The sequence below is a fragment of the Micromonospora arborensis genome (assembly GCF_003205615.1).
In the GTDB taxonomy this organism is placed as follows: Bacteria; Actinomycetota; Actinomycetes; order Mycobacteriales; family Micromonosporaceae; genus Micromonospora; species Micromonospora arborensis.
In genome coordinates this window covers 29931-54902 of sequence record NZ_PYBV01000030.1, presented here as the reverse complement: position 1 = coordinate 54902, position 24972 = coordinate 29931, and the positions used below count along the sequence as shown (strand labels likewise).

Here is a 24972-nt window from a genome sequence, read left to right as displayed (position 1 = left end):
GTCGGGCTCCCGCAGAATCATGGCCAACGGCACGATCTCCGGTTCCATGAAGACGCCCTCCGGCGACAGCAACCGCTCACCCAAGCTTTCAGCACCCACCCGCAGCGGACCGGGCCACTCCCCAGACCCGCTGTGACGGAGCGCCAAGCTCTCCCGCACCGGCCCATCGAAAATCGCCGCCAACTCACCGACAGAATTCGGGATGGGTCGGCTCGCGATCTCGAACAACAGATCAGGCTCCGCGACGAGCATGCTGGCCAACCGCAACTCGGAATCTACGCCGAGATAGTCAAAGAACGCCGGCGCTGACAGCAAAGCATCCCAGTGAGCACTCGTCAGCCGCGGATGCGGCGCCTCCGCGAGCAGCCCCGCAAGTTCGGGGTGCCTCGACAGGCGGCTACGCCGCAGGAAATCGGAGGCCCGAACATAGGTAGCCTCTTCAGCGAACAGCATGGCAAACTGGAAGTTCTGCGCCAGCAGTTGCAGCAAGCCCTCGTTGTTGAGGAACACTGGCCCAAGCTTCGCGCGCAGGAACATTTGCGGCCACGTGTCCACGTAGTTGAGCGGAACGATAGCCAGGATCCGGTCGTTTCGTGACAGCAATTCGATCATTTCGGGAGAATCGATGGCCAGCACACCCAGAGGGGTGACGAATTCTGCCGTCATCAGACGCAGGCCGCTACTGCGCAGGAGCACCCTTCGATACGCTTGATTATCCCTAGCAGCCTCGGCCACCCGCCGCAAAAACGACTTCTTCCCATCGTTGCGGATTAACCGTTCTCGCATGGTAAGACTGCGCATCAGGGCGGGGAGCAGGGGTCCGACCATGTCCTGGTCGATGACCAGTTCCTGCCATATCATTTCGGGGTCGTCCAGCATGCGCCCGTACTCGTGGGGGCGACTCAGAATATTCGGGTTGGCAGCGAGGACGTTCGCAAGATCGGGGTTTCTCTTCAATAGACCATACCGGCGTTTGCGAACGTCAGAGGGCAAGGAACTATCCAACACCGCAGCCCGCAGCGCGGAGTTCTTGGCCACTGCCTTGTCGGCCGGAGACGTGGGAACCCCGGGAAATTGACCGACCGCAGGGGGAGGGGTTGCGTTTTGCAACGCATCCAACAGCGTGTCGGCGGAGATCGAGTCAAAGTGCGCCGGATTTCTCGACAGCCACTCGGCCACCGCCGTGTTCCGGGCAGCCGCCCGCAGCAGTTCGATGGAGCCCGCAAGACGCTCGCCGATTTTCGGACTGCCCATCAGCACGTCCGCAAGATCAGGATTGCCGTCCAACTCTCGCACAACCTCAAGGTTTCCGGCCGCCGCCGCAAGCATCCCCGGCACTCGCACAACGGCTCCCACCGCTGCCGGACCATCCTGCAACGCACCCAGAAGCCGGGGATCCTGGAAGAGAAGAGCAAACTGTTCCGCCGACCAAGATGAGACCACATCCGGCGCGCTAAACAGTTCATCCGTCAGACCGAGCGAGCGGTTAACACCAACGAACGCCGCAGCCGGATCCCGCGAATTGATAATCGCTTCAGCGAGTGCTGACTCCGAAAGCACCATCGTGAATGGAGACGTCGGAAGGTGGGCGAAGACCAGATGCGACCAGTCACCCAGACGCCTGATGGCCTCCAGTTCATTCGGAACGAAGAAGCTTTCGCGATGGTAAGCGTCACCCTCGAAAGTATCGAGAATATCGCGGCGTTGATCGGCGAAGTACTGCAGTAGCTCGACGTCGATCGGGGCGTGATCCTCCAGGGACAGCAGTTTGTCGAGGATGTTGGGGAAGCCCTCGGCGTAGGTCATCGCGAGCTGCGGGCGCACCAACATCAGACCGAGGAGCCTCGGTTCCTTGGCGAGCATCGCGAACTGGTCCCGCGCCAGTCCCCCTTCCGCCTCACTCTTCGCCCAGAGGTTCGTTATCTCACCGAGCCCCTTGGGAAGATCAGGCCAGCTCCTCACCCGCTGCACAAAGCCCGGAAGTGCCGTGCGCGCAATATTTGCCAGATCGTCGATCGGAATCCGATTATCTGCGACGTAGCCGTCCCGCAACCATCGGTAGACAGTGCTCGTCGCCGAGTCTTTGTCAGCCCAGTTCGCGACCGCGCGCTGTGCTGCTGCCCTCAGACGTTCGTCGAGCTGCGGGGCTATCGCCGCGGCGACAGTGCTCGCCCGGCCGGACGCCCCGGCAGCCAATCGCGGGCCGCCAGCGGTGGACGCCGCTTGCCGACGCGGGTCCGGCCGGCGCGAGGCGAAATCGTGACGCTGCGGCGGATCCGACATCACCTGCACCACGTTGGACGACCCGGGCGTCGACCACGACCCCGGCGACACCACCCGCCCATCGGCGTCGAGGACCGCCGCCCGCACCTCGACAGCCGCCGCCCGCACCACCGCAGGCTCCTCAGCCGTCACCCACTGCCCCCGAGGCAACTGCGGATCAAACCACCGCAGACCCTCCGACGACCCATGCACCAGCAGGGCGTGGCCCTCTCCCTCCCGGAAACTCACCAACACCACCGCGGTAGACCCCTGCCCGGCCACATCGGCCAACAGCCCATCCACCGAACCCACCACACCCCAACCACCACCCGGCACAAGACGCCCCTGAGCAGCAGCCACACCACCCCGACCCACCGCCGCGTCATCCACCGACCCGACCAACCGGCGACCGCCCGGATGCAACGCCCCCACGAACCCGCCCACCAGGTCCACACAGTCCACGAAGGACGGCGCGGACCCGTCCACCCCATCAAGCGGCAACGAATCCGCCACCGCCACCAACTCCTGCGGCGTCCGACGCGCCTCACCGCCGACCACCCGCTGCGTGTGCTCCGGCCACGCGCCGAGGTCTTCGAGTCTCCTGCGCGCGTCCTGCAACGTCCGCTCACGTTCGACCCGCCCATCGTTGGGCTGCACTTGAGCGGAACCAATCTTGGCCTTGTTCTTCTTCTTGCTCTTCTTACTGCCCCCGGCGGACGACGCGGGCGCGTTGGCCGAGCCCAGCTCATCCAACGCCCGCCTAGCCTGGAGATACTCACCGATCGCCGCCCGCAGCACGACGTCAGGATCCACCGAACGAACCTGCCGAACCGGCGGCGCCGTCGCTACCTCGGATCCACCCCGCCCAGCAGCGGCAATGGCGTCGGGCACTGACGCGACCATCCGCTCCGACGTGCCGAAGGCGGGGTGATCCCTGACCGCGGCTCCGATCGGCGCCGGACCGTTCAGATAACTACTGCCAGCCCCGAACCACCGGTAGGCGTTATGCGACCGACTCTCGCTGACGGCGTAGACGAGCGGGAACACCGTGGCGTCTTCATCCACCAGGAAAACGAGCGAGGCACCTCCACTGCCACCACCAAGATGGACATGCAGAGGATGGTGCAACTGAAGGTGATCCTCCCGGATGCCGTCCCCCTGGGCGGCACGTGCCAGGACCGCCACGTCCTCCGCAGAGAACGGATAGCTCCCCAGCGAACGGGCGTACTCCACCTTCCCACTGAACTGCCACGTGCTCCTCTGATGCGGGAGCAGCCGCGCCAACCGCTCCAGACGGTCCGCCTCAACCTGCTTGTCCCGCTCACCCTGCTCAGCAGCCAACCGCGACCAAACAGCACGAGCGGCAGCCCGCACCGCGGCCCTCGACTCACCCTCAAACCACAGACCGGTGATCCCCAGCCAGTCGTCGAACTCCTTCTCAAACGACCCCACCCGACGAGGCTGCTGCGGATCACGCACACCATCAACCGACGTCAAGAACGTGAGGAACGAATAGTCACCGACCCCGTCAGGGCTATCCGCCAGCAGATCGACGACGTCGGGCCTGGCCAGCAACAACGGCACCATCGTCTCGTCCGCGACCATCGCCCCGAGCAGGACGGGGTGCGGGGCCCGCATCAGTGCCCCCATCTCCACGGACGCGTTGAACCGTGCCGCCAACCAACCGACCGAAGACGCCACGGCGACCCGATGCCCACCACGATCCGACACCGAACCCCGACCAGCAACACCCTCCACCGACTCCACCGCACGTGACGCGCCAACCCCCGCCACCATCGGCGACGGTTTCGCGCCCGGCGCCACAGCCGGTTCGAAATCCTCCACAGTCAGAGTCGAAACATCCCGCCCTTGCGACTGCAACCGTCGCGCAAATCCCACAAAACGGTCCGAGTCGCGTCGGTACGACGACACGAACTGAGGCTCAGTCAGGAACCTCTGGGCAAAACCCGTCCAGGCGTTCAACATCTGCAGCAGGTTGATGTCAGCCAACACAGCCGGCCACCACGCGGCGTCCAGTTCGGCCGTGTTCCCCGCCAACACGCCCACCACACCGGAGCGGTCCCGGAGCCGCTTCAACGCCCTAGACCCAAGCGCGCCGGTCAGCACCTCATTACGACCCAACGCCTCCCGCAACTGCGAGTCCGCGGCAAGAGCCGGCAAGAGCGCGCGATTGTCCCGAACCGCAGCAAGCAGGAACGGATGCGCACCGAGTAGGCCACTCACCGCCGGCACCTCGGTCATGACCCGCACCAACTCCCGGCCACGCAACGCCGGCACCCAATCCCCGGCCCGCTCCACCAGGACTTCAGCCACCATCGGCTGCTGCCCGATCAACCGCCGAACATCCTCCCTACCCCGCACCAAATCGAACACCGCCGGATCCTCCAACGCCGACGCCAACACCGGAGCCGCGACCACCGCCCGCAACACATCAACCGACGAGAAAACCTTCTCCACCAACCCAGGATCCGAATCAAACAAACGCGTCAACGAACCCCGGAAAATGCTCTCGTACTCGCCATCAGTCAAGTCATAACGATGCTCACGGAACGCTGCCGCCAATGCCGGCACAGACCCAAGCGTGGAAAGCTCACCAGGATCATTCGCCAGGAAACGCAGCAGCGACAGATGGCTCACCGCCGCATCAACGACCTTTTCCTCCTGAGCATATAACAGAGCAACGAAACCGTCCCGCGCCAAAAACTCGAAGGCGTGGCGCCCATGAGCCAGAAGCACCTCCGCCACCGACGGGAATATGTACATCAGATCACTCAGGCCGTCGATCGCGCCGATTTCGCGAACAAGTTGATGCCTCTCCCGACTTAGCCGGACTGCCGACGCGCTGCGGGCCAGCGCGTCGCCGTCGAAGATAACGTTTCTACGTACGTTGCTGTCCGTCTGGTAGAAGTGGTACAAGTCGTCAGACTGAAGCAGGGCTTCGAAGTATTTCGGCCCACTCTGCATACCTAGCAACACATCGGACGCCTCAGACCCGTCCAGGAGGTCAAGCAATCCCGGCAACTTGTCCAGCACGTTGATCAGCTGCGGTTCTTCAACCAAGATCACCGCAAGAGCAGGGTGACGTTCTATCAAGGCCGCCAACCGAGGATGGTGCCGCACCCTCTCGCGTTCGGACAGAAGCTCTGCCGACTCCTCCGAGGAGAGGTCAGCGAGGCCGACCGCCGCCTGCCGCGCACTCTCATCGTCGGGATCCCGCAGAATCTCGGCCATCGGCACGATCCCCGGGTTCAATTTGACGCCCTCCGGCGACAGCAACCGCCCACCGAAGCCTTCGATACCTACCCGCAGCGGACCGAGCCAGTCCCTCGACCCGTCGTCACGCAGCGCCAGGCTCTCCCGCACCGGCCCGTCCAACATCGCCGCCAACACATCCACAGAATTCGGAATGGGTCGACTCGCCACCTCCAACAACAACACGGGCTCCCCGACGATCACGTCGGCCAGCCGCAATTCGGAATCGGCGGCGAGATAGTCGAAGAACGCCGGCGCCGACAGCAAGGCATCCCAGTGGCCACGCGTCGGTAGCAGATCCGACTTCGCCGCGAGCAGCCGCGCAAGCTCACCACGCCTCTGCACGCTGTTACGCAGGAGTTCAGCGGCCCGACCAGATGGGGCTTCGTCAACCAACAGATCGACAAGCGCAAGATTCTGCGCCAGCAACCGCAGCAGGCCCTCACCCTCGTCGAGGATCATTTGCCCAACATTTGCTTTGAAGAGAATGTTCCAGAACCCCGCAAAGCTGAATGGGGCAATAGCTAGGATCCGCTCATCCCGCGCCAGAATTTTGACCAGCTCCGGCAGTTCGAGGACGATCATGCCCAGCGGGTCGAGAGATTGCGCGAGCAGCAAACGCAGGCCACCGCTGAGCAGAAGCGTCTTTCGATATTCTGTGTTGTCTTCAGCCTCCTTGGCCACCCGCCGCCACGACGCTACCCTTCCTCCCCTTGACAATTCTTCGCGCAGGGCATAACTGCGCAGCAGGGCAGGGAGCAGTGGAGCGATTACTTCCTGATTTTTCAGCAGTTGCTGCCACAGCCCGTCGGTGTCATCCAGCAACCGCCCGTACTCATGGGGGTGGCTCAGAAGGTCCGGCCTAGCGGCCAGGAAGTCCGCCAGCTCGGGGTTCTTGTTCAACAGAGTCCACCGCCGCTGCTGAACATCCTTGGCCAAGGCCGGGTCCAACACCGCAGCCCGCAGCACCGAGTTCACGGACACTGCCAATTCCGTCTTAGACGTGGGCTCCTTCCGCAGTGGACCGATTGGACGGGGGCTGGTTGCGGCACGCAACGCGTCCAGCAGTTCTGCAGAAGACTTTGAGTCAAAGTGTGCCGGATTCCTCGACAGCAGCGGGGCCACCGCCGGGTTCTCGGCGGCCGCCCGAAGCATATCGATCGACCCCGCAAGACGCTCACCCAGTTCCGGGCTGTCAATCAGTACGTCCGCAAGCTCAGGGTTGCTGTTCAGCACTTGCACAACATCAAGATTGTTGACCGCCGCCGCAAGCATCCCCGGCACTTGCACGACAGCTCTAACAGCTGCCGGATTACTCCGTAACACATCCAGGAGCCGGGGGTTCTGGAACAGAAGTTCGTACTGCTTCCTCGGCCGAGAATAGATCGGCCCGGTAATCAGCGCATCCGTTAGACCGGGCGAACGGGTAATATCGCGGAACGCTGCGTCCGGGTCCTGCAGACTAGCAATCACCTCACCGAGAGACGTTACCGCAAGCACGTCCTTGAGGGGCAGGCCCGGACCATGGGACGGGATCAGGTGCCACCAGGAACCCAAGCGCTTCGCGGCTCCCAGCCCCCCGTTATTGAAATGAGTTTCGCGAATAAAATAATCCTCTTCGAGCGCATTGAGAAAATCACGCCCCTGGTCGACGAAATACTGCAACCGATCGACGTCTATCGGATCGGCTGCCTCGAGGGCCAGCAGCTTGTCGAAGAGGTTGGGGAAGTTCTCGGCGTAGGTCACCGCGAGCTGCGGATGCATCAACATCAGACCGAGGAGCCTCGGCTCCTTGGCAAGCATAGCGAAGTGCTCCCGCGACTGCCCCCCTTCCTTCTCGCCCTTCACCCACATGGCCAATATTTCATCAGGGTCAACCGTTCGATCCAACCGGGTACGAGCGACGGGAACTCCCATGAAAATACTTGCCAGATCGTCGATCGGAATTTGGTTATTGGAGGCGTAGGCCTTACTGATCCAGGCGTAGAAGATGTTTCTCCATGTTCCTCTGCCGCGCTGCTTCCAATTCGAGACCGCGCGGAATGCCGCTGCCTGCAAACGTTGGTCGACCTGGGGGTCTATCGTTGTGGCGACTGCGCGTGTCCCGGCAGCCGATCGCGGACCGCCAGCGGTGGACGCCGGTTGCCGGCGCGGGTCCGGCCGGCGTGAGGCGAAATCATGGCGCTGCGGCGGATCCGACATCACCTGCACCACGTTGGACGACCCGGGCGCCGACCACGATCCCGGCCGCACCACCCGCCCATCGGCGTCGAGCACCACCACCCGCACGTCGACAGCCGCCCGCACCACCGCAGGTTCCTCAGCCGTCACCCAACGAGCCCGCGGCAACTGCGGATCAAACCACCGCAGACCATCCGACGACCCGTGCACCGCCAGGGCGTGTCCTTCCCCCTTCCGGAAGCTCAACAACACCACCGCGGTCGACCCCTGCCGGGCAACGTCGGCCAACAGCCCATCCACCGAGCCCACCAAGCCCCAACCACCACCCGGCACGAGACGCGCCTGAGCACCGGCCACACCACCCTGGCCCACCACGGCGTCATCCACAGACCCGAACGACCGAACATTCGGATGCAACTTCCCGACGAACCCGCCCACCAGGTCCGCGCAGTCCACCAAGGACCGCACCTCAGCCACGGACCCGCCCACCCCATCACGTGGCAACGAGTCCGCTACAGCTTCCAATTCCTCCGGCGTCCGCCGCGCCTCCCCGCCGACCGCGTCGGTCACGTCGTTCACGTCGTTCACGGTCATCATGCCGGTCCGCCTCGTAAGCGACGCGTCCAGCAGCACGCCGCCCGACGAGGTGGTGTCCACCGCCTCGCCGCTGGAAACCACCACTGGCCGACCCGAGCCGGTCAGGTCGACCTGCCGCAACCGTCCGCCGTCGTCGAGCACGAGCCGCACAGGCCCGCGCAACGCCGCCGGAAGGGTGCTACCCGGGCTACCTGGAGCCGGCAACTCCACCGCGATCAACCGCCGAGCCAACCCCGCCTGCGGCTCCACCAACAACAGCCGGCCATCGGGCCGGCGAGCCACCAACACCACATGTCTCGGCCTGTTCGACGCCTCCACGTGAACAACCGTCACCGCACCCGGGCGCAGCGCCGACAACGCACCCAGCCCCGCCCGATGGAAAGTCCCCCGCAACCGCGCCGCCAGCACGTCGACACCGCCGTCGGCATCGTCACGCGACACCGTCCCCGGCAGCCCCAGGTGCGTCACCACCTGGTCCACCCGGCTCACAGAGTCCGGTGTGACCCTGTCCCAGGTCGGCAGAGCGGACACCGCTGCGAACAACCGCTCATAGATGTCGGCTGACGCGGGTTGCGCCGGGACCACCGCCGGGCGATACGGCATCGCCGGGACATCCCGCCGAGCCAACTGCTGTGCGTCCCACCGCGAATCACCGGTTTCGACGCCGTCGGATGCTGGCCCGGGACGCGTCGGCGCGAGCCGCGACAGCGGTCCCGTTCGCGACGGTCCCGCCGGGCCGGACCCCGCCGAAGGCGAGAGGCGCGCGGCCGAGTTGACCATCGCCTCCTGCGCGGCCCGCGCCTGCTCGTCCGAGATGACGTGGCGAGGGTGTCCCGGCCGAGCGGACTCCGGCGAGGAATCAACATCAGTTTCATACGACGGGGCGGGGTCGCGCGGTTGGTAGGCCGGCACCGGGTCGGACACCCGACCGGGCCAGGTGATCACCCGCTCGGCCGCCGAGTCGACGGTCACCCGCCAGGTGCCCTCCCGCAGCCGCACGGTCCACCGGTGCCCGGCCAGCGCGGCACCGTCGATCAGGCGGTACGTCACCGGTTGGCCCTCGGTGCCGGGCAACTCCACGTCCCGGATGTATCGGCCCGGAATGCTGATCCGCGGCCCATCGGACCACAGGTCGCTCGGCGAGACAGCGGTGATCTCCCGGCTACCCAACCAGCGGCGGATCGACTCGACCGAGTGACCAGCCGATGCCGGCAACGGCGTGGAGACGCGGGCATCGGAGGAGGGAATCGGCGAGTCCTCGAAAGCCCGCCGTACCAAATTCATCAGTTCCGACGGCACCGGATCGGGGAGTGTCGACAACGCGGCGACCGCGAAACGACGAGGGATCGCCCAGCTGGCGCCGGTCACGTCGGTCAGGAGCTCTCCCAGATCCACCCGCTGCGGCCAGGTCACCGTCCTGTCGGCCGCGGCGTCGTAGGTGGAGGCCTGCCAGTGGGCGCCGTCCGACGGACCGTCCGCCCCGGCGAATCGTCGCACCACCACGATGGCGTGCCGGTTGAGCTGCCGGGCGAACAAAGGGGTTCGGGCCAGTGGCGTGTCCGACAGCAGCACCACGACCGGCGGAGCTCCGTCAACGCTCGGCGATGGCAGCAGTTCGGCGTACTGCTCGGCGGTGAGCCGGCCCTCCCCCGTCGGCGAGGCGATCAGCTCCCCCTCCCGATACTTGCCGATCCGCCGTGCGTTCAGGTCGGCCGGCTCGACCACGACCCGGTCGACGGCGTCCGGCGGGATCTCGTCGCGCAGCGTCGAATGCCACTCCGCGGGCACCAGCACGGCCCGCAGCGTCCCGTGGGCGTACTGGTTCACCCACAGGTCCAACCGCCGCCCGTCCCGCTGCCGGTGCTTCGCGCGCAGGGCCAGCACGTCCAGTGCCCGGTCGGAATCGGACTCGGGCAGCCGAACCACCCCGCTGTTCAACTCCTCGGTCAACTGCACGTCGACCGTCGCAGGGCCGTGATCGGGCCAGACCCGAACGGTGCCGAGCCGAGCCCACCGCCGAACCTCGTGGATCTGCTCGGTGAGCGACCAGTTGGGGTCGACCGGGACCCGTAGGACCCGCCCGAGCCGGCCGACTGGCGCAACGGGCGGCACGTCCTGCTCGTAGGCCGGCACGACCGGCATCTGATCGAGCAGGAGGTGGGCGAGGGTCGCATCGTGCAGACCGTGCGGGCCGATCCCGCCAGCCAACCGCTGCCGAACGGCACCATGGAGATCGATCGGTGGCCGGGTGCCCCGCTGTGCCTGGTCGACCGCGTCGGCGAGGTTGTCGAAGGTTCCGAGGACTCGCCGCTGCCCGGGAATCGTCACCGTCCACCGGGTGGGGTTCGGATCCGGCGACCGGAACCAGTCCAGCATGGTGGGCTCGACGGTGGACGAGACGACCAGCCCGGTGGGGACCTGCTGCCCCTGTTGGGCCATCTCGTCGAGGAACGTGCGCACACGAGCCGCGTAGTGGCCGGTCTGTTCCCACCTGCCCCCGTAGAGGTTCAACACCAGGACGTCAGCGGAGTTCAGGCCGCGGACGTTCGTCGACGTCGCCGTGGATCTGCGGATGAGCGTATCGATCACCTGAATCTGTGTGGTCACCTCGTTTACGGACCGCCGCAGGGAAACTTCAGGATTCGTGCTGGAATCCACAGGTGGCACCGTCGCCGCGATCACCACGGCCCCGTCCGGTACCGACAGGTTGGCCGCCGCCCGTTCGACCGCGTCGGTCGGGCGATGCCCGGTCTGCGGTGGCGGTACGAACCAGACACCGTTCGCCAGACGCCGTACCGACGTCGGCTTCGGTTCGGACAGCGGGTCGGACATCCCGCCCAGCGGCACACCGTCGAGCATCCGCCGCGCCGACCCGGGAGCCGGCTGCGGCTGGGCTTCGATGCCGGTGTCGGTCTCCACCGAGCGGGCCGGCTGAGAGGTGCCGCCGCTGTCGGCGGCGGCGGCGGGCAGGGCGTCAGTCCGCTGCTGCCTGCGCATCATGCCGGGGAGATTCGTGAGCGACGGGTCGATGACCGCGTCGGCGGAAGCCGTGTCGGCGGGAGGTTGCTCGGTGAGGTGGACCCGCATGCCCTGCGGTCCGAGGGCCATTCTCAGCTCGTACGTCGTGCCCGGTCGCAAGATCACCGCGTCCGGCTTGCTTCCTCTCAGGTCCACCGCCGAGCGGGTGGTGACGCGAATCAGAACCGAGCCCCCCGAGGGCTGACGAGTTCGCTCCCTTGCGCTCGCGACCAGCGGGATGGTAAGTCGGAAACCATTATTGAGGCGCATCCGGCTGAAGCTGGTGGCGGAGAGCCGCACATGGGCGTCGCCCACGTACGTAGGGAACTCGTCGAAGCTGTCCAGCGCCTCGGCAACGATCTGGGTGGTCGCTGTGGCCGCCGCCCACGAGTCGCTTGTCGGGTCGAGCGCGTTGTCCGCCACCCGGCGCATGTCGAACCACAGGTAGCCGCGCAGCAGCGCACTGCTCGCTGCCACCCACTCCCACTCTTCGTTCAGGTAACCGGGTGCCGGGCGCTGCTGCGTGTAGATGTGCTGCTCGGCCCAGTCGAAGTCCTCCGCGCCGAGGTAGGACCGTGCGGTGGCAAGCCGCCGTTGCCGAGCCCGATTCCGTTCCGCCCGGGATGATGGGACGAGCCCCTGCCGCTCCAACAGCCGCACCGCCGGCGCGCGGACCAGCCCCAACCGCCGCGCCTCCCGCGCGACGTCGGCTATGACCCGAGTTATCGGAGTCTGTGAGTTTCCCAGCGCCGAGCGGGCCATGCTAACGGCCTCTTGCAGGACGTACGGCCGGGTCGGATCGGCGTACGGCGCGATGATCGCTCGCACCTGACGTTCGATCTGCTCAGCGCTGGCGTACGTGTTTCTCGCCGTGCCGTCGGGGTCATGGGGCGCCGCCTTGACCGGGATTCCGAGGTGAACGCTCAACCGATGGGCCACATTCTGCAACCACCAGGTGCGATCCCGAGTTGAGTGCGAACCCCGCACGCTGGGTTGGGAGTAGCGGCCCGAGTGGTCGTCCACCTGCCACCGGCCGAGATCCCGATTCCACCGGAGCTCGCCGCTGATCCGGGCCGGTGCCGCGACGGTCCGGCCGGTGGCGTCGAACCGCGCCGCGACGGTGGGATGCCCGCGTCCGACGATGCCTCTGCTGAGTTCCAGCGCCCTCTCGGCGGAGCCGAAATCGCGGATCAGTTCAGCCCAGTCCGCCGCACTCAGCGGTCCGGCGCTGTCGGAACCGAGGAGTATGTCACCGTCCTGCCCGACGGTGAAGAGCCAGACCGCCGAGTGCACCCCCATGACCTTCGGCGACAGATCCTCGAGTCGCGTCCAGAACGGGTTGAGACGCAAATCGTTCACGTCGTCGCGTTCCTGCGGAATTACCACGTTCGGGCCGGCGAGCTGGCCATAGCGCAGGTCTGCGTCGACGCGTGCCAGCCAGTCGCCCGACTCGACCTGGCGCATCCACTCCGCCGTGGCGGCCGGGGTGAACTGGCCCAAGCCGCCGTCGTCGGTGACCACCATCCGTACCGGGCCACCGCGGATGGCCGGCCCCCGGTGTCCCACGCGCAGATCGTCCGGCCGCCGGTCGGCCGGGTCGAAGACAGTGAACCGGTCGACCCCGGCGGCCTGGGTCTCCACCTGGACGAACCGTCCGTCCACCTGACGCTCTACCAGCACCATGTGCATCGGGTCGTTCGGCGCGGTGATCCATACCGGGGTCACCGCGCCTGGTTCGAGGTGGGTGAGGAACGTCAGGTCGGTCTGGCGGAACCGGCCGTTCAGCCCGGCACCGAGCCGGTTGACGGCCCGGAGGCCGGAGCCGTCATCCCGCACCCCACGGGCGAGCCCCAGCCCGCCGAGCACGTCCTGGACCCGGGTGACGCAGTCGGCCTCGGCCGTCCAGGGCGGCAGCCCGTCCAGAGCGTCCCGCACCGCCGGGGACACGGCGTCATCCACCGGAGTCTGGTCTGACTCGGTGGTGATCGGGCCCGCCACGTTGAGGCGGGCGAACTCCGTCTCAAGGTGAGAGCTGCCGATCTGTGGGTAGGGGGTGCGGTCCACGAGTGCCCGAGCGGTCCGGTCGGACTCCGTCGCGGGAACGATGGCCTGCGAGTCGACGCGCCCGCCCGGTCGCACCACCAGCGTCCGGATGGCGATATCGGATTCCAGTGGATTGAGAGCAGGCCAGCCGGGCTCGGCTGAGTCCGGATCGACCACCCGCATCCGTTGACCGCTCGGCGCCCACGGGTCGACGAGGACCACCTCACCGTCGGCGGTGTGGTAGTAGAACAGCGCGTGGGCACGCCGCAGGTTGGGGCGTTCCACCAGGAGGAAGCCGGCGCCGCCCGGCCCCGCGTCGCGTACCGCCTGTTCCACCGCCGCCCGGGAGTCGGCCAGCGGCCAGCGACCCGGGCTGGCGAAGTGCTCGGTGCCCCGCCGGGTGCCGATCATGATGTCGTCGGTGTAGGTGGCGGCCCGCACGCCGTCGGGGAAGAGCCGCCAACGGGCCTCGTCGAGCAACAGCAGGCAGTTGTTCGGGTCGGTGTCGACGCCCACCTTGGTGACGACCTCGTCGGCCAGGGTGGACAGTTCCTCCGCGGTCAGTCGTACCTCGTTGGCGCCCAACCGCCCTCGGCCGGCGCCGATGTCGTCAAGCGCACGGTAGGGACGTGGCCCCGCCCCTCGCCCGGCTGGCGCCGCGGTGAGGTCCGCCGGCCAGACCCCGAGGCCGCGGCCGACTCGCTCGGCGACGGTCGCCGCCTGCTGGTGGTCGGTGCTGGTCTCCACCGCGGCACGGACCGCGTCGGTCACCTGCTGCGGCGCGGCGGCGTAGGGCAATGTCGCCCGGTAGGTGGCGGCGATCGCCGCCACGGTCAACCGATCCGAGCGGTTACCAGCGGGACGGGCCTGACTCGCCCGGCCGGGCTGCTTCGGGCCGGGCGGTGGGGGCGTGTTCGCGTCCACCGTGCCGTCGTCATTCGTCGGAGCTGCCGCTTCTTCGAGCAAGGCGTCGACGGTGGTCGGCCGCCCCTGGCCGTCGAGGACGAGGAGCTGGGTGCCCGGATGCGTCAGCTGGGAGCGGGATTCCTCGTTCAGGAGAGCTTCGTTGTCGAACTGACCCGGCACCTGGGTGTCGACCACTCGTGGCACCACCGTGCCGCTCCGGTTGTCGGCGAACAGCCAGAACACATGTCCAGGCCCATTCGTCGGCCGCAGGTGGACCAGCACCATCGCGTTCGGGGTACGGAGCATCGCTTGCCACAACCGGTCCGGGCTCACGTCAGGGGCCCCGACCAGAGTGCCGCCCAGCGCAGACACCAGCTCGGGTAGGAGCGGCGCAACGAAGAAGTTGGCGTCGACCGTGGTGTTCGCCCAACGGCCATGCAGTGCTTGGTACGCGGACATGGCCCGGATCAGGCAGTCCGGCAGGATCGTCTCCGGTGGCGCGCCGGTCGGCGTGGTGGCACTCCGCTCGACCTCGGAAACCCACGCCTGCAGACGGTCAGGATCAGGAGCGGTGGGTTGCTCAGTCGCCTGCAGTGGGATCAACCGGGACGCGCGACGCAAGGCCGTGGACACGTGCTCCGACGGCATCCCGGGCAGGACCGAAGTCTCCGTGGCGGACGTCTGCGCGCTCGTCGACGCGACCGGCTGCGCCTGGCTGGCGACGCTACTGCCAGCCTCAGCCGGTACGACACGGGCAGGTGAAGCCGTCACCGAGGACGTGTCGACGGCCGTCGAGGGCGCCGACATCCGAACCAGGCCGGGGAAGAGATGGGACGGCGGGCTCAACGCCGGTCGTGTCCTCGCCGGTACGCGAGGCGAGCGCGGCTCGGACGGGTCGGGCCTGGCGGGCGGCTCCGACGGGGCGGGAGGCGACTGTATCGGCGGCGGCTGACTGTCGACGCTCTCCTCATCAACCACCGTTGGCACGAACACGGGCGGCGTCGACGGGACGTTCGAAGCCTCCGCAACAGGCTCTTCCCGCGGCGCAGGAGGCCCCTGCAAGGCCTGCGGCTCAGCAGGCTCCGGCTCGGGCTCCGGCTCGGCGGACTCCGGGAGCGGCTCGGCAGGCTCCGGCAGCGGCTCGGCGGTCTGCGGCTCGGCAGGCTGCGGCTCGGCAGGCTGCGGCTCGGCGGTCTCCGGCTGCGGCTCGGCAGGCTGCGGCTCGGCGGTCTCCGGCTGCGGCTCGGCAGGCTGCGGCTCGGCGGACTCCGGCAGCGGCAGCGGCTCGGCAGCCTCCGTGGCGGAACTTCCCTCGACCACCGTTGGGACAGGTACCGGCGGCGTCGACACGACGGCCTGATGCTCCGGCAGCACGGGCTCCGCCTCCGCTGCGGGCCGGCTTTCGGCTGGTGCTTCACCAGCGGACGCGGGCATGTCCCGATGCCGCAGCACGTCCCCGTCGAGATCCTGGTCAGATCCGGCAGCAGAATCGGCGGACAGGTCCGGCTCGTCCGGCAGCACGACGTCAGTCGACGGCACGACCTCAGCCGGGGGCACGGCCTCAGCCGGTGTCTCCCACTGCTCGACAATTTGGCGCAGTCGGTCGATTTGCTCGTCCAACTCCTTCTTCTTGGCGTACCAGTCCTGCTGTCGCGCCCGGTAGGCCTTGGCCAACGGCCCGTTGGTTACGTCCTGCTCGTCGAACGTCGACGCGGATTGGGGGCCGGCCACCGCGTCACCGCCGTTCGCCCGCCGTGCCAGTTCGATGTCAAGCCGCGCATTCTCGAACTGACGACTGATCCCCTGCCATTCGGTGAACGCCTGATGCAGCGCCATCCCGGCCGAATTGACCCGGGCCAGTTGGACCCTCGCCTCTTGATTGTCGGCGAAACCGAGGTGGACGGACGCGTCGAGCAAGTTCATCAGGACCGGTGTGGACTCTGGCAGGGTGACCTTCACGGCAGCATGCCTGGTGCCCAGGACATGCGGGACCTCGGCTACGAGGAGAATCTCCTCGGTCCATTCGACAAGCGCTGTCGGGTCACCGACGCGTGACATGGTGAAATCGTTGAAGCCACCGTGTGCGGCGCCGGCGTCCTTCCCGCCCGGAGACCCGCCCCACCACATCCCGCCGCCGCCATACTGCTGCGCGGTCGGGTCCCGAAGATCGCTGCCGCCCCACTGCGCCAATGGATCCTTGACGCTCTGACCTGGCGCCTGCTCGGCACTACTGTTGACGGGGGTGTCCTCGACCGGCTTGCCGCTGCCGCCAGCGGAGGCGGCCAGCGTGTCGATCCGGCCCATCCCTGCATCCATGCCGGTCATCGTCCTGGCAAACCGATGCGAGTCGATGTAGGCCGGCGGCGAGATCCCCTTCAGCTTGGCGGCCACCACCCGGGAGTACGCGAATATCGTCATCCGCGATCCGAGGATGTGGAGGTCCTCGATCGGAATCTCGACCGCACCGGCCATCCGCTGGTGGGCGGAACCCCACAGCAGCGGCTGCCCGAGCGCAGTGATCAGTTGGTGGGCGGTACGGCCGCCAAGGCGGGTTACCCGGTCCGGAGCGCCAGCCGCGCTCAAGGCGAACGCGGCGGCAGCCTGGACCAGCATCGCTCCGCGGAAATCGAGCACCTGGAACTGCGCCGGCAACCCAATCGCAGTGGACTGCTCGTTTGGCAGCGGCACTGTTCCGGACTGCCAATCCGCTGCCTGTTCGAGGCTCGGCGCACGCGGCAGCAGCACCACGGAGGGATCCGGCAGCACCTCCGCCGGCCCGGGGGCCCGCGTGGACAGGTGAGTGGCGAAGCGGTCCAACTGCAGATCCTGGTCGATCTGCAGCGGCGCACCGAGTAGTCTGCCGGCGTGGTACGCCCGCAGCTCAATTTTTGCGTGCTGCCGCATCTCGGCCCACGCGCCGCCGAGCTCGACAATGGTCATCTGCTGATCGGAGACGCTTTTCATCCGACCCGTGTAGCGCGACGTCCCGCTCAGTGCGGACACGTCACCGCCACCGGAACGTGCACCGCTCTCCCCTCCCGACCCGCCTGGCTCGAAGGTGGCGATGTTGACCTTGGTGTGACCCAAACCGGTTCTCTTGGTGCGCGAGACACCTCCGAACACGTCCATTTCGATGTTCAGCGGACTCGCGAACACCCGATGGATCTCCGGCTCGATCGCCCTCCCGTTTTCATCCTGGGCCGCCACCATCTGCATGATCACCTGCACGTGATCGCGGGCAACCGCGCCGGGATAGGTCAGGAGGAACGACACACCACCGTCGGTGATCGTGCCCCAGTGCCCTGCCAGGTACTCGACACTGGTGTGATTCAAAATGACCGCGATGTTCTCCCGGCCAACCGCGTCGTTCTCGATCAGGCGCACGCCATCGCCCCAGACGATTGTCTGTGGCAGTTTGATCTCGCTCAACCACTTGACCACCTCCATGCCCAGCGGGCGCAGATTGAGGGGTTGGCCAGCGCCGAGGTTGCGCGGCGGCAGGGGCAACGGGCCGGCCGGAAGGGTGAGTGCCTGTTGCGAATCCGAATTGAGCAGTCTCGGCAGGCTCATCTTCGGTTCGTTGGGGGCAGGTTCCAGCAGCGGGTCGAGAACACCGCCACGGCGGGCGGTGTCGGCCATCATCATGCCGATCGCCGTCACGCCGGTGACGCGTCGGCTGGCCGAGAAGGGCCGATCGTGGGCGCGCCACTTCGGGTTGAACAGCGTCCCGTAGACCTCGAACTCGATTTCTTCCGCGATGATGGGTACGGCAACACCGGAACCTGGGTCCCAGGTGTTGTTCCGCTCGATCTCACCAGCGAGCCCGAGTGTCTTCGTCGTGCTGTACCGGAGCGTACGGCGCTGCATTACCGCCCCGCCAAGCGATGCCGACCCAACGCTGTCCCCATAGCTGAGGCCACCGGAAGCCGCGACCTGGCCACCCCTGGAACGGGAGCCGCTGATACTCAGCGAGCCGGTGACACTGTGCTCACCACCGTGCGGCACGACTCCCTGTGGGCCCGGCCTGGTCTTGGTCTTGCGTACGATCGCCCGGACGTAAAGAGTGCCCTGGATCGACGGATCGCCGATGATTTCGCCCAGGTCGTACAACTGGACTGCCTGTCGGGACATGCTGGGCAGGGCGGCGGCCAGCCGATCCGCGTTGATCTGCCGATTCAGTTGCAGGTGCGAACTGCTTCCCGGCGTGGCCACCCCGACGGAGGTACCACGGGCGATCGCCCCGGCCGCGACCATGGCGTCCCGCGCCTCGGTGATCACCTGTGCGACCGCGGCACGAAGCTGTTCGGCACCATGCACGTACGAGACGTGGTCCCAGTTGACGACGAGATCCGCGGATGGCACCTCCAGAGGTAGACCGAAGACTTGCGCCCCCCGCCCCTGGGTCTGGATTGCCTGAACCTGTGGCCGTTGCAACTCGATCGGCGGTGCGCTGACCATCCGCGCGTCGTCGAGGGTCATGTCCTTCGAGACCTCGAAGACCAACCAGTGCCGGAACTGGCCCAGCCCATCACCGGTCATCCGCCGGGCGGTGGGCGTGCTGCCGCGTGCCCGACGCCACAGGTTCCGAACCGTCCCGGTCACCTCGTCGAGCGCGTGAACCTCGACCGTGATTTCCTGCTGGTCGGCGAAGAGTGCCTGGGCGGCGTCACCGTAGTCCAGGAACACCTCCTCGCTACCGCTGCTCGTCGTGGTCCTACGCGCCTGTGTGTAGCGTCCGCGGGCGCCGAGATTGATCAGTCGCGCAGCACGGACGTCGAGGTCCACGCCGACAGCGGTGGACATCCCCCCGCTGAGCCGGAACGAGCCCCACTTCGCCCGTCGATGGCGCTGTCTAGCCGGCGGTAGGATACGGACCACCGGCTTCACTCGCTGGACCAGGGCGTCTGCACTCTCGGCGTCAACATCGGCGGACTTCTCGTCCGCCTCCTTGATCGCTTCGAGTGTCCTCTTTGCTGGCTCTCCCGCAGCGGGCGGTTCCTGGTTCTCGTCCCGTACGCCGAGATACTCCGGCTCGGTGCCCGGCTGAGTCCGACGCGCAGAGATCACCACGGCCAAGCTTCGGCGGATGCTGTTGTCCGGCATCTCCAGCCGCACGACCACCTGGTCGGTAGTGAAGGTGAGCACCTCGGCGGCGATCCTGGTCGGACCGCTCTGCAGGTCCAAGCTCTCCTGGTTGGTCAGCGCCTGCAGGACCTGCCGGATCACCCTCTTCTTGGTCTTGGGCAGGTTCCAGTCGGGCAGCAGATCGCGGAACTCCGCGTTCTCCGGCAGCGCCAGGATGTCCTGCACGGCCTCGGCGACGCGGTCGGAGATTTCCCGCGCGCCCAACAACGTGGTTTGGCCGACCCGCAACCGATCGTCGTTCCACATGTAACGGGGAAGGTGCCGGGCCTCCTCGCGCACCGCCATGGTCCGCACCCGATCGACCATCAACCGGTCCGGCGTCGGCACCGTGGGCGTGGTAGGCGGAGCAGGGCGTGGGACCGTGGGCATTGCCGCCGGCGGCAATGGTCCGGCTCTCTCGGACGTCTCCGTCAACGGCTCCACCTGCGGCTCCGCCGCGGTATCGGAGTCCGTCGCAACGCTCGCCAGCGTGGCCGGTGGTGTGGCCGCCGCCCGGTAGACACCGGCCGGCACCTCCTCGATCACGTTCAACGTGACCGTCTCGCTCCCCCGTGTCGGCCCACGGCTGACCCAGAAACGCAGCCGGTTGCGGAAGGTCGCCCGCGCGAGCGTCAGCTCGTACTTGGTCCTGACGACGACGCTCGGTGTCTGCGCCTCCTGGCTGACCCGGCTGTTGCTACCCGACGACGTTCCGGCACTGACCGAGCTGCCACGGGTCACGACCGGTCCGACGGAGAACCGCACGAAGGGTATGAACGCGCTGACCATGGCCCGCGCCCGCCCACCCGAACCGCTCTCCATGCTCGTTCCGGAGTCGCTGCCGAAAATCGGCTGCTGCCGCAGACGGGTGGGTCCACCCGGCGTGCCGACCGACTGCATGGAGACCAACCGGACCTTCGCGACCAGCCCGCCGGCGGCCCGCGGCATGCCGAACCATTCCCGGCTGGCGACCGCCTGCGGGGCCAGGGTGCCGCTGAGCAGCCGCCTGAGCTGCAGGCTCGACCACTGGTTACGGACATCCTGCCGGCCGTCACTACCCGGCTCGACGACCGGCACATCGCTCAACAAACTCACCGCCTGCCGGGCGGCCGCACCGTCGTCGATCACCTGCAACGCGGCCATGTTGGTCGCCAACAGGCTGCGCGCAGAGTCGTCCAGCTGAATCGGGGGGGCACCGGATTCGTCCAGGTCCATGAGCGCGAGCCGCTTGCTGACCCGGAACCAGTGCCTGCCCACCGACTCTTGGATGATGGGCGGGCCGTCCATCTGGCCGCGGTGAACGACCAGGTCCAGCTCCGATTCCACCAGGAACGACTCGTTGTCGCCGTACACCACCTGATAGTCGACGGCCGCGGCCGACGTACTGGCACCGTGGTGCATCCCCGCGTCGCTCACCCCAAAATTCAGTGTCAGCGGTACGCCGGCAGCCTGCAGCGGCACTGCGACGTGCCACATCGAACCTTCGCCCGGATCCCTGTTCTGCTCATTGGCCACGCGGTCCCGGCTGTACCGGTCCACTGCGGATCGCACGTCCTTGCGTACCAGGTCGTCGCCTTGAGGACGGGGTACCAACTCGACCCAGACCGTCTGGAACGTTCCCCGCCCATACCAACCGCGGTGCGGAACCCGCACGTCGAACGCGCGCCGCGATTGCAGGAACGTCTCCGGTTCTTCGGCCAGTGCCCGAATCATCGGATGGTCGTCGTCAACGGGCAGCCCGGCCCCAACCATGAGCTCCCGAGTTCGGTTGACCAGCCCTGCGGACCAGCCTTCCGGGTCAGTCGGGGTGGCCGGCATGTTCAACATCCACACCGCCCGCGAAACGGTCCTCCGAACTTGACTCGCCTCTGTCGGGTCGGCGCGGACAAACGACCACACCGGGGCGGGGGCGACCGACTCCGGTGTCGTCTCCTGCGCACCGGCCTGGAGCCCCTGGGGCGAAGTCGTCGCCGGTACGGCCGCCTCGGCACTACTGTTCGGCACCGCCGACAGCACCGTGGGCGCGAGCGCCGGGGTCACGACGCGGGGGGCAGGTGGGATCGTCGGCGGCTCGGGAGCGACGACCGGACGGCCAGCGGACGGCTGATCCTCGGGGAACGTTCGCGCCGGCCGCCCCGGAAAGCGGACCCGCAAAGCTCCCGGTACGGCCCCCGCGAGCCTCGGGATGAGCAACGCGTCCAGGGTGCGGTCCGGCCCGAAGCCGCCACGCTCTGACCGGTTCATCGACGGGGTGGGCACGGCGGCGAGCAGTGCCGCAGAAGTGGTCGGCCGCCCGGCGGGATCAAGTACCAGCACCCGGGCGCCGGGCAGCGCCATCGCCCGACCCCATCCGTCGGACGCCGGTCCCGGTGCCCGGGCTGCCCGGACGAGCGATCCAGGCGCGGCCGGGTCGACGTACCGGGGGATGACCGTGCCGGTCCGGTCATCGGCCAGGAGCCAGAAGACCCGGCTCGGGTCGCCCGGCGTCTCGATCAGGGCCATCGCGCCCGGCGTACGCCGCACCGCGCCGAACACCATGCGGGCGTCACCCATCGGCGTGAGCGCCCCACCGAGGGCGGACGCCAACGCGGCCGGTTGGGGCTGATCCAGGAGACCCGCCGGCAGTGGACCATTCGCCACCCGCCCGTGCAGCACGCCGAAAACGGCGAGCGCCGCCGCGACCTGGTCAACGGTGTCGGCCACGGCCGACGGGTCGACCGTGGCCAGCCAGTCGGCCAGCCGGGGCAGCGACTTCTGCCGTGGCGTCCGGTCCGCGACGTACACCTCGGCGGCGGCCGAACGCAGTACCTCCCACCCCCACGCGGAGAGCGGCGAAGCGGGCCCGGCGTCGGTTGGCTTCTGCGGAGGTGTCCCCAACCGCCCCCGGGCGTCAGCCATCCACACCTGAACGTTCGGGCCGGCGAATCCGTCGCGCCGCAACGTCGCAAGGTGCGCGTCCACCAACACCTTCAGGTCGGCCTGAATACGCCAGGCCACCTGCTCGTCCCGCAGTCTTTTTCGGGCGGTACGCGGGCGACCGGAGGGCCGGTCCGAACGGGCCGGTTTCACCTGGACGGGTTGCGGGTCCGCCCTGGTGCCGGCCTGCCGCACCGCCTCCCACGCCACCGTGGCCGCAAACGCGTCGAGGGTGTCCAGTTGTTCCGGCGACAGGTGGTCCAGCTCGGTCACCGCAGCGGTAAGTGGCGCGGACATCGGCACAGTCGAGACGGCCGAGCCGCTCTGCGCCGGATCAACGTACGTGACCGCGTCCGTCGTGAGGTGGGGTTCCGCCGCAGTGATCGGCTGTGTCGGCGCGATCGGCTGATCCATCGACGGCAGCGGACGACCGGCGTCGTCGACGAGCGGCGTCACCGATGCTGTCGACCTGGCCATGGTGGACGACGTACCTGAGGTTGACGACGCCCCTGGGGTATCGGCGGCGACGGAGCCGGGGACCGTCGCGCTCGTCGGGCCGCTCAGCACTGGACTCACCGGTGCGGGGGCACGTCCTGCCTGCGCTGCCGGGCTGGTGACGGGCTGTGGCCCGGCGGAGCGATCCGAGGTTAACGTTGTCTCGGTGGTGCCGCGCACCGGCGCTGGCACGGTGTCCTGGCGGGCAATGCCGGCTGCACCCGTCGCGGTCCCCGGGCTGGCCGGGGTCGACGTGCCCGCCGTGCCCGCCGCGGCCGACGTGCCCGCCTGGGTCGCTGAAGCGCCCGGCGCCGGCGGGTTGACCGAAGATGCTGGCGCGGACGGAGACTGCGGTGGCGTCGGTGCGGTCGAAGGCTGCCCCGGCGATGACGGCGACGTCACCACGGCCGAAGGCGAAGCCGGCGTCGACGACGACGACGGCGACACCACCGCCGAAGGCGAAGTCGACGGCGACGGCGACGGCGACGGCGACGGCGACGGCGACACCACCGCCGAAGGCTGCCCCGGCGTCGACGGCGGCGTCACCACGGCCGAAGGCGAAGCCGGCGACGACACCACCACCGAAGGCGAAGTCGGCGACGACGGCGACGACACCACCGCCGAAGGTGAAGTCGGCGACGACGGCGGCGACACCACCGCCGAAGGTGAAGTCGGCGTCGACGGCGGCGTCGGGGCAGTCGTAGTCGCCGGACTGGTCGAGGGACCCGAGACGTTGGGGGTTGTCCGGACGATCGGGGTCGGCCCGGTGGTGTCTTGGGTGGGTTCGCCCGACGGGAGTGTGTCGCCTGTGGTGGTTGGCGTGGGACGACCACCGACCGGTAGCTCCGGGCCGGTTCTCGGGATGGCGGACGGGCCGGTTCCGGTCGTCGTGCCCCCGGTGTCTCCGGGCAGGCCAGGATCGGACCCGCCAGGAACGGACCCGCCCGGACCAGGCTCACCAAACCCAGGACCGCCAGGATCAGGCGCCGGGGCGCTGCTCGGAGGCAACGTCTTTTCAGGCAGGTCGCCCTGATTGCGGGTCTGGTTGCGATCCGTTGTGGCATCGGGATGGGTGATCTGGCGAAGTTTGCTGCCGCCGATGTCCCCCGCGCCCTCAACGGCACCGGAGAGCATGCCGGAGACGGCGGTGACCGGCACCGTACTCCACTGCCAGCCGTCTCCAGTGAGCATATTGAAGGTGCCCTCGCCGACGACCTCGACGGCCCCCTCGGACAAAACATTGTCGACGAACTCGTGCAACACGCTCCGATTGGCCTGATTGGCCACCGCATCCGCCGCGCTCCGGGCCCCGGAATCCGCCGCAGCGCCCAATGCCCCCTTGACCGCGCCCCCGGCCGCCGCTCCTCCGACCGCCGCGCCTCCGACCGCCTTGCCCCCGTCCGCCGCGCCCCCGGCCACCCCCCGCGCAGCATCCTGGACACGTTGGCTGGCCCGCCCGGCCGCATCACGGAGGAACCGACCGCTAAGCCCGCCGAGGACCCCGCCGGCGCCGCCCATCGCCGCACCGATCAGCCCGGTCCACGAGCCAACCGCTGCGGCGTTCTTCGTCAACTGCGAGTTCCAGCCGTGCTGGTGGCCCCTCCGTCGCAGCTCGGCTTGCGCGATCACGTCCATCAACACCTGCAGACCAACGCCGGCCACCTGACCGAGCGCCACCGCGATGATCAGGCGGGCCAGCCAGACCGCGATCTTGAACTTGTCGACCAGCAGCCTCATCGCCAGTTCTTCCAGGATGCCCGGATAGAACCAGGCGATCGCGGCGGCGATCGCTAGGGTGACCATCAGTTCGACGATCGTCAGGACGATCATGATTTGGGTGTAGTCGAGCTGGTTGGCGGTATCGTCCAGACCGTCACCCAACCGGCGGACGTACCGGGACGCGATCATCAGGTAGCCGTCGTCGCCGAGGTAGTCCTTCGACATGTCGACGAACGCCTGGCTGGATTGGCCCACCACACCACTGCTGATGCTGGCGACCGCGGCAGCGAGGATCGGTATGACGTCCTCCACGCCATCAGCGGCGTCGAGGTGAGCCTGTGCGATCAGACGCAGTTTGTCAGGATTGGTCGCGGGAAGTTCCTCGCCCGTGAGCCACTTGAGGAGTTCGGCGCCGCCGTCCGACATTTCGATGGCCAT

General features: G+C 67.8%; 1 protein-coding gene (cut by a window edge). It reads right to left on the bottom strand.

Going from position 1 to position 24972, the window contains the following annotated elements; genetic code table 11:
* On the bottom strand, positions 1 to 24972 hold the 5' portion of the coding sequence (locus C7C45_RS23140) for a WXG100-like domain-containing protein (RefSeq protein WP_146247385.1). Its footprint begins 8172 nt before the window's first position; the window shows 24972 of its 33144 coding nt (coding positions 1-24972); its start codon is at positions 24970 to 24972; its stop codon lies beyond the left edge, outside the window.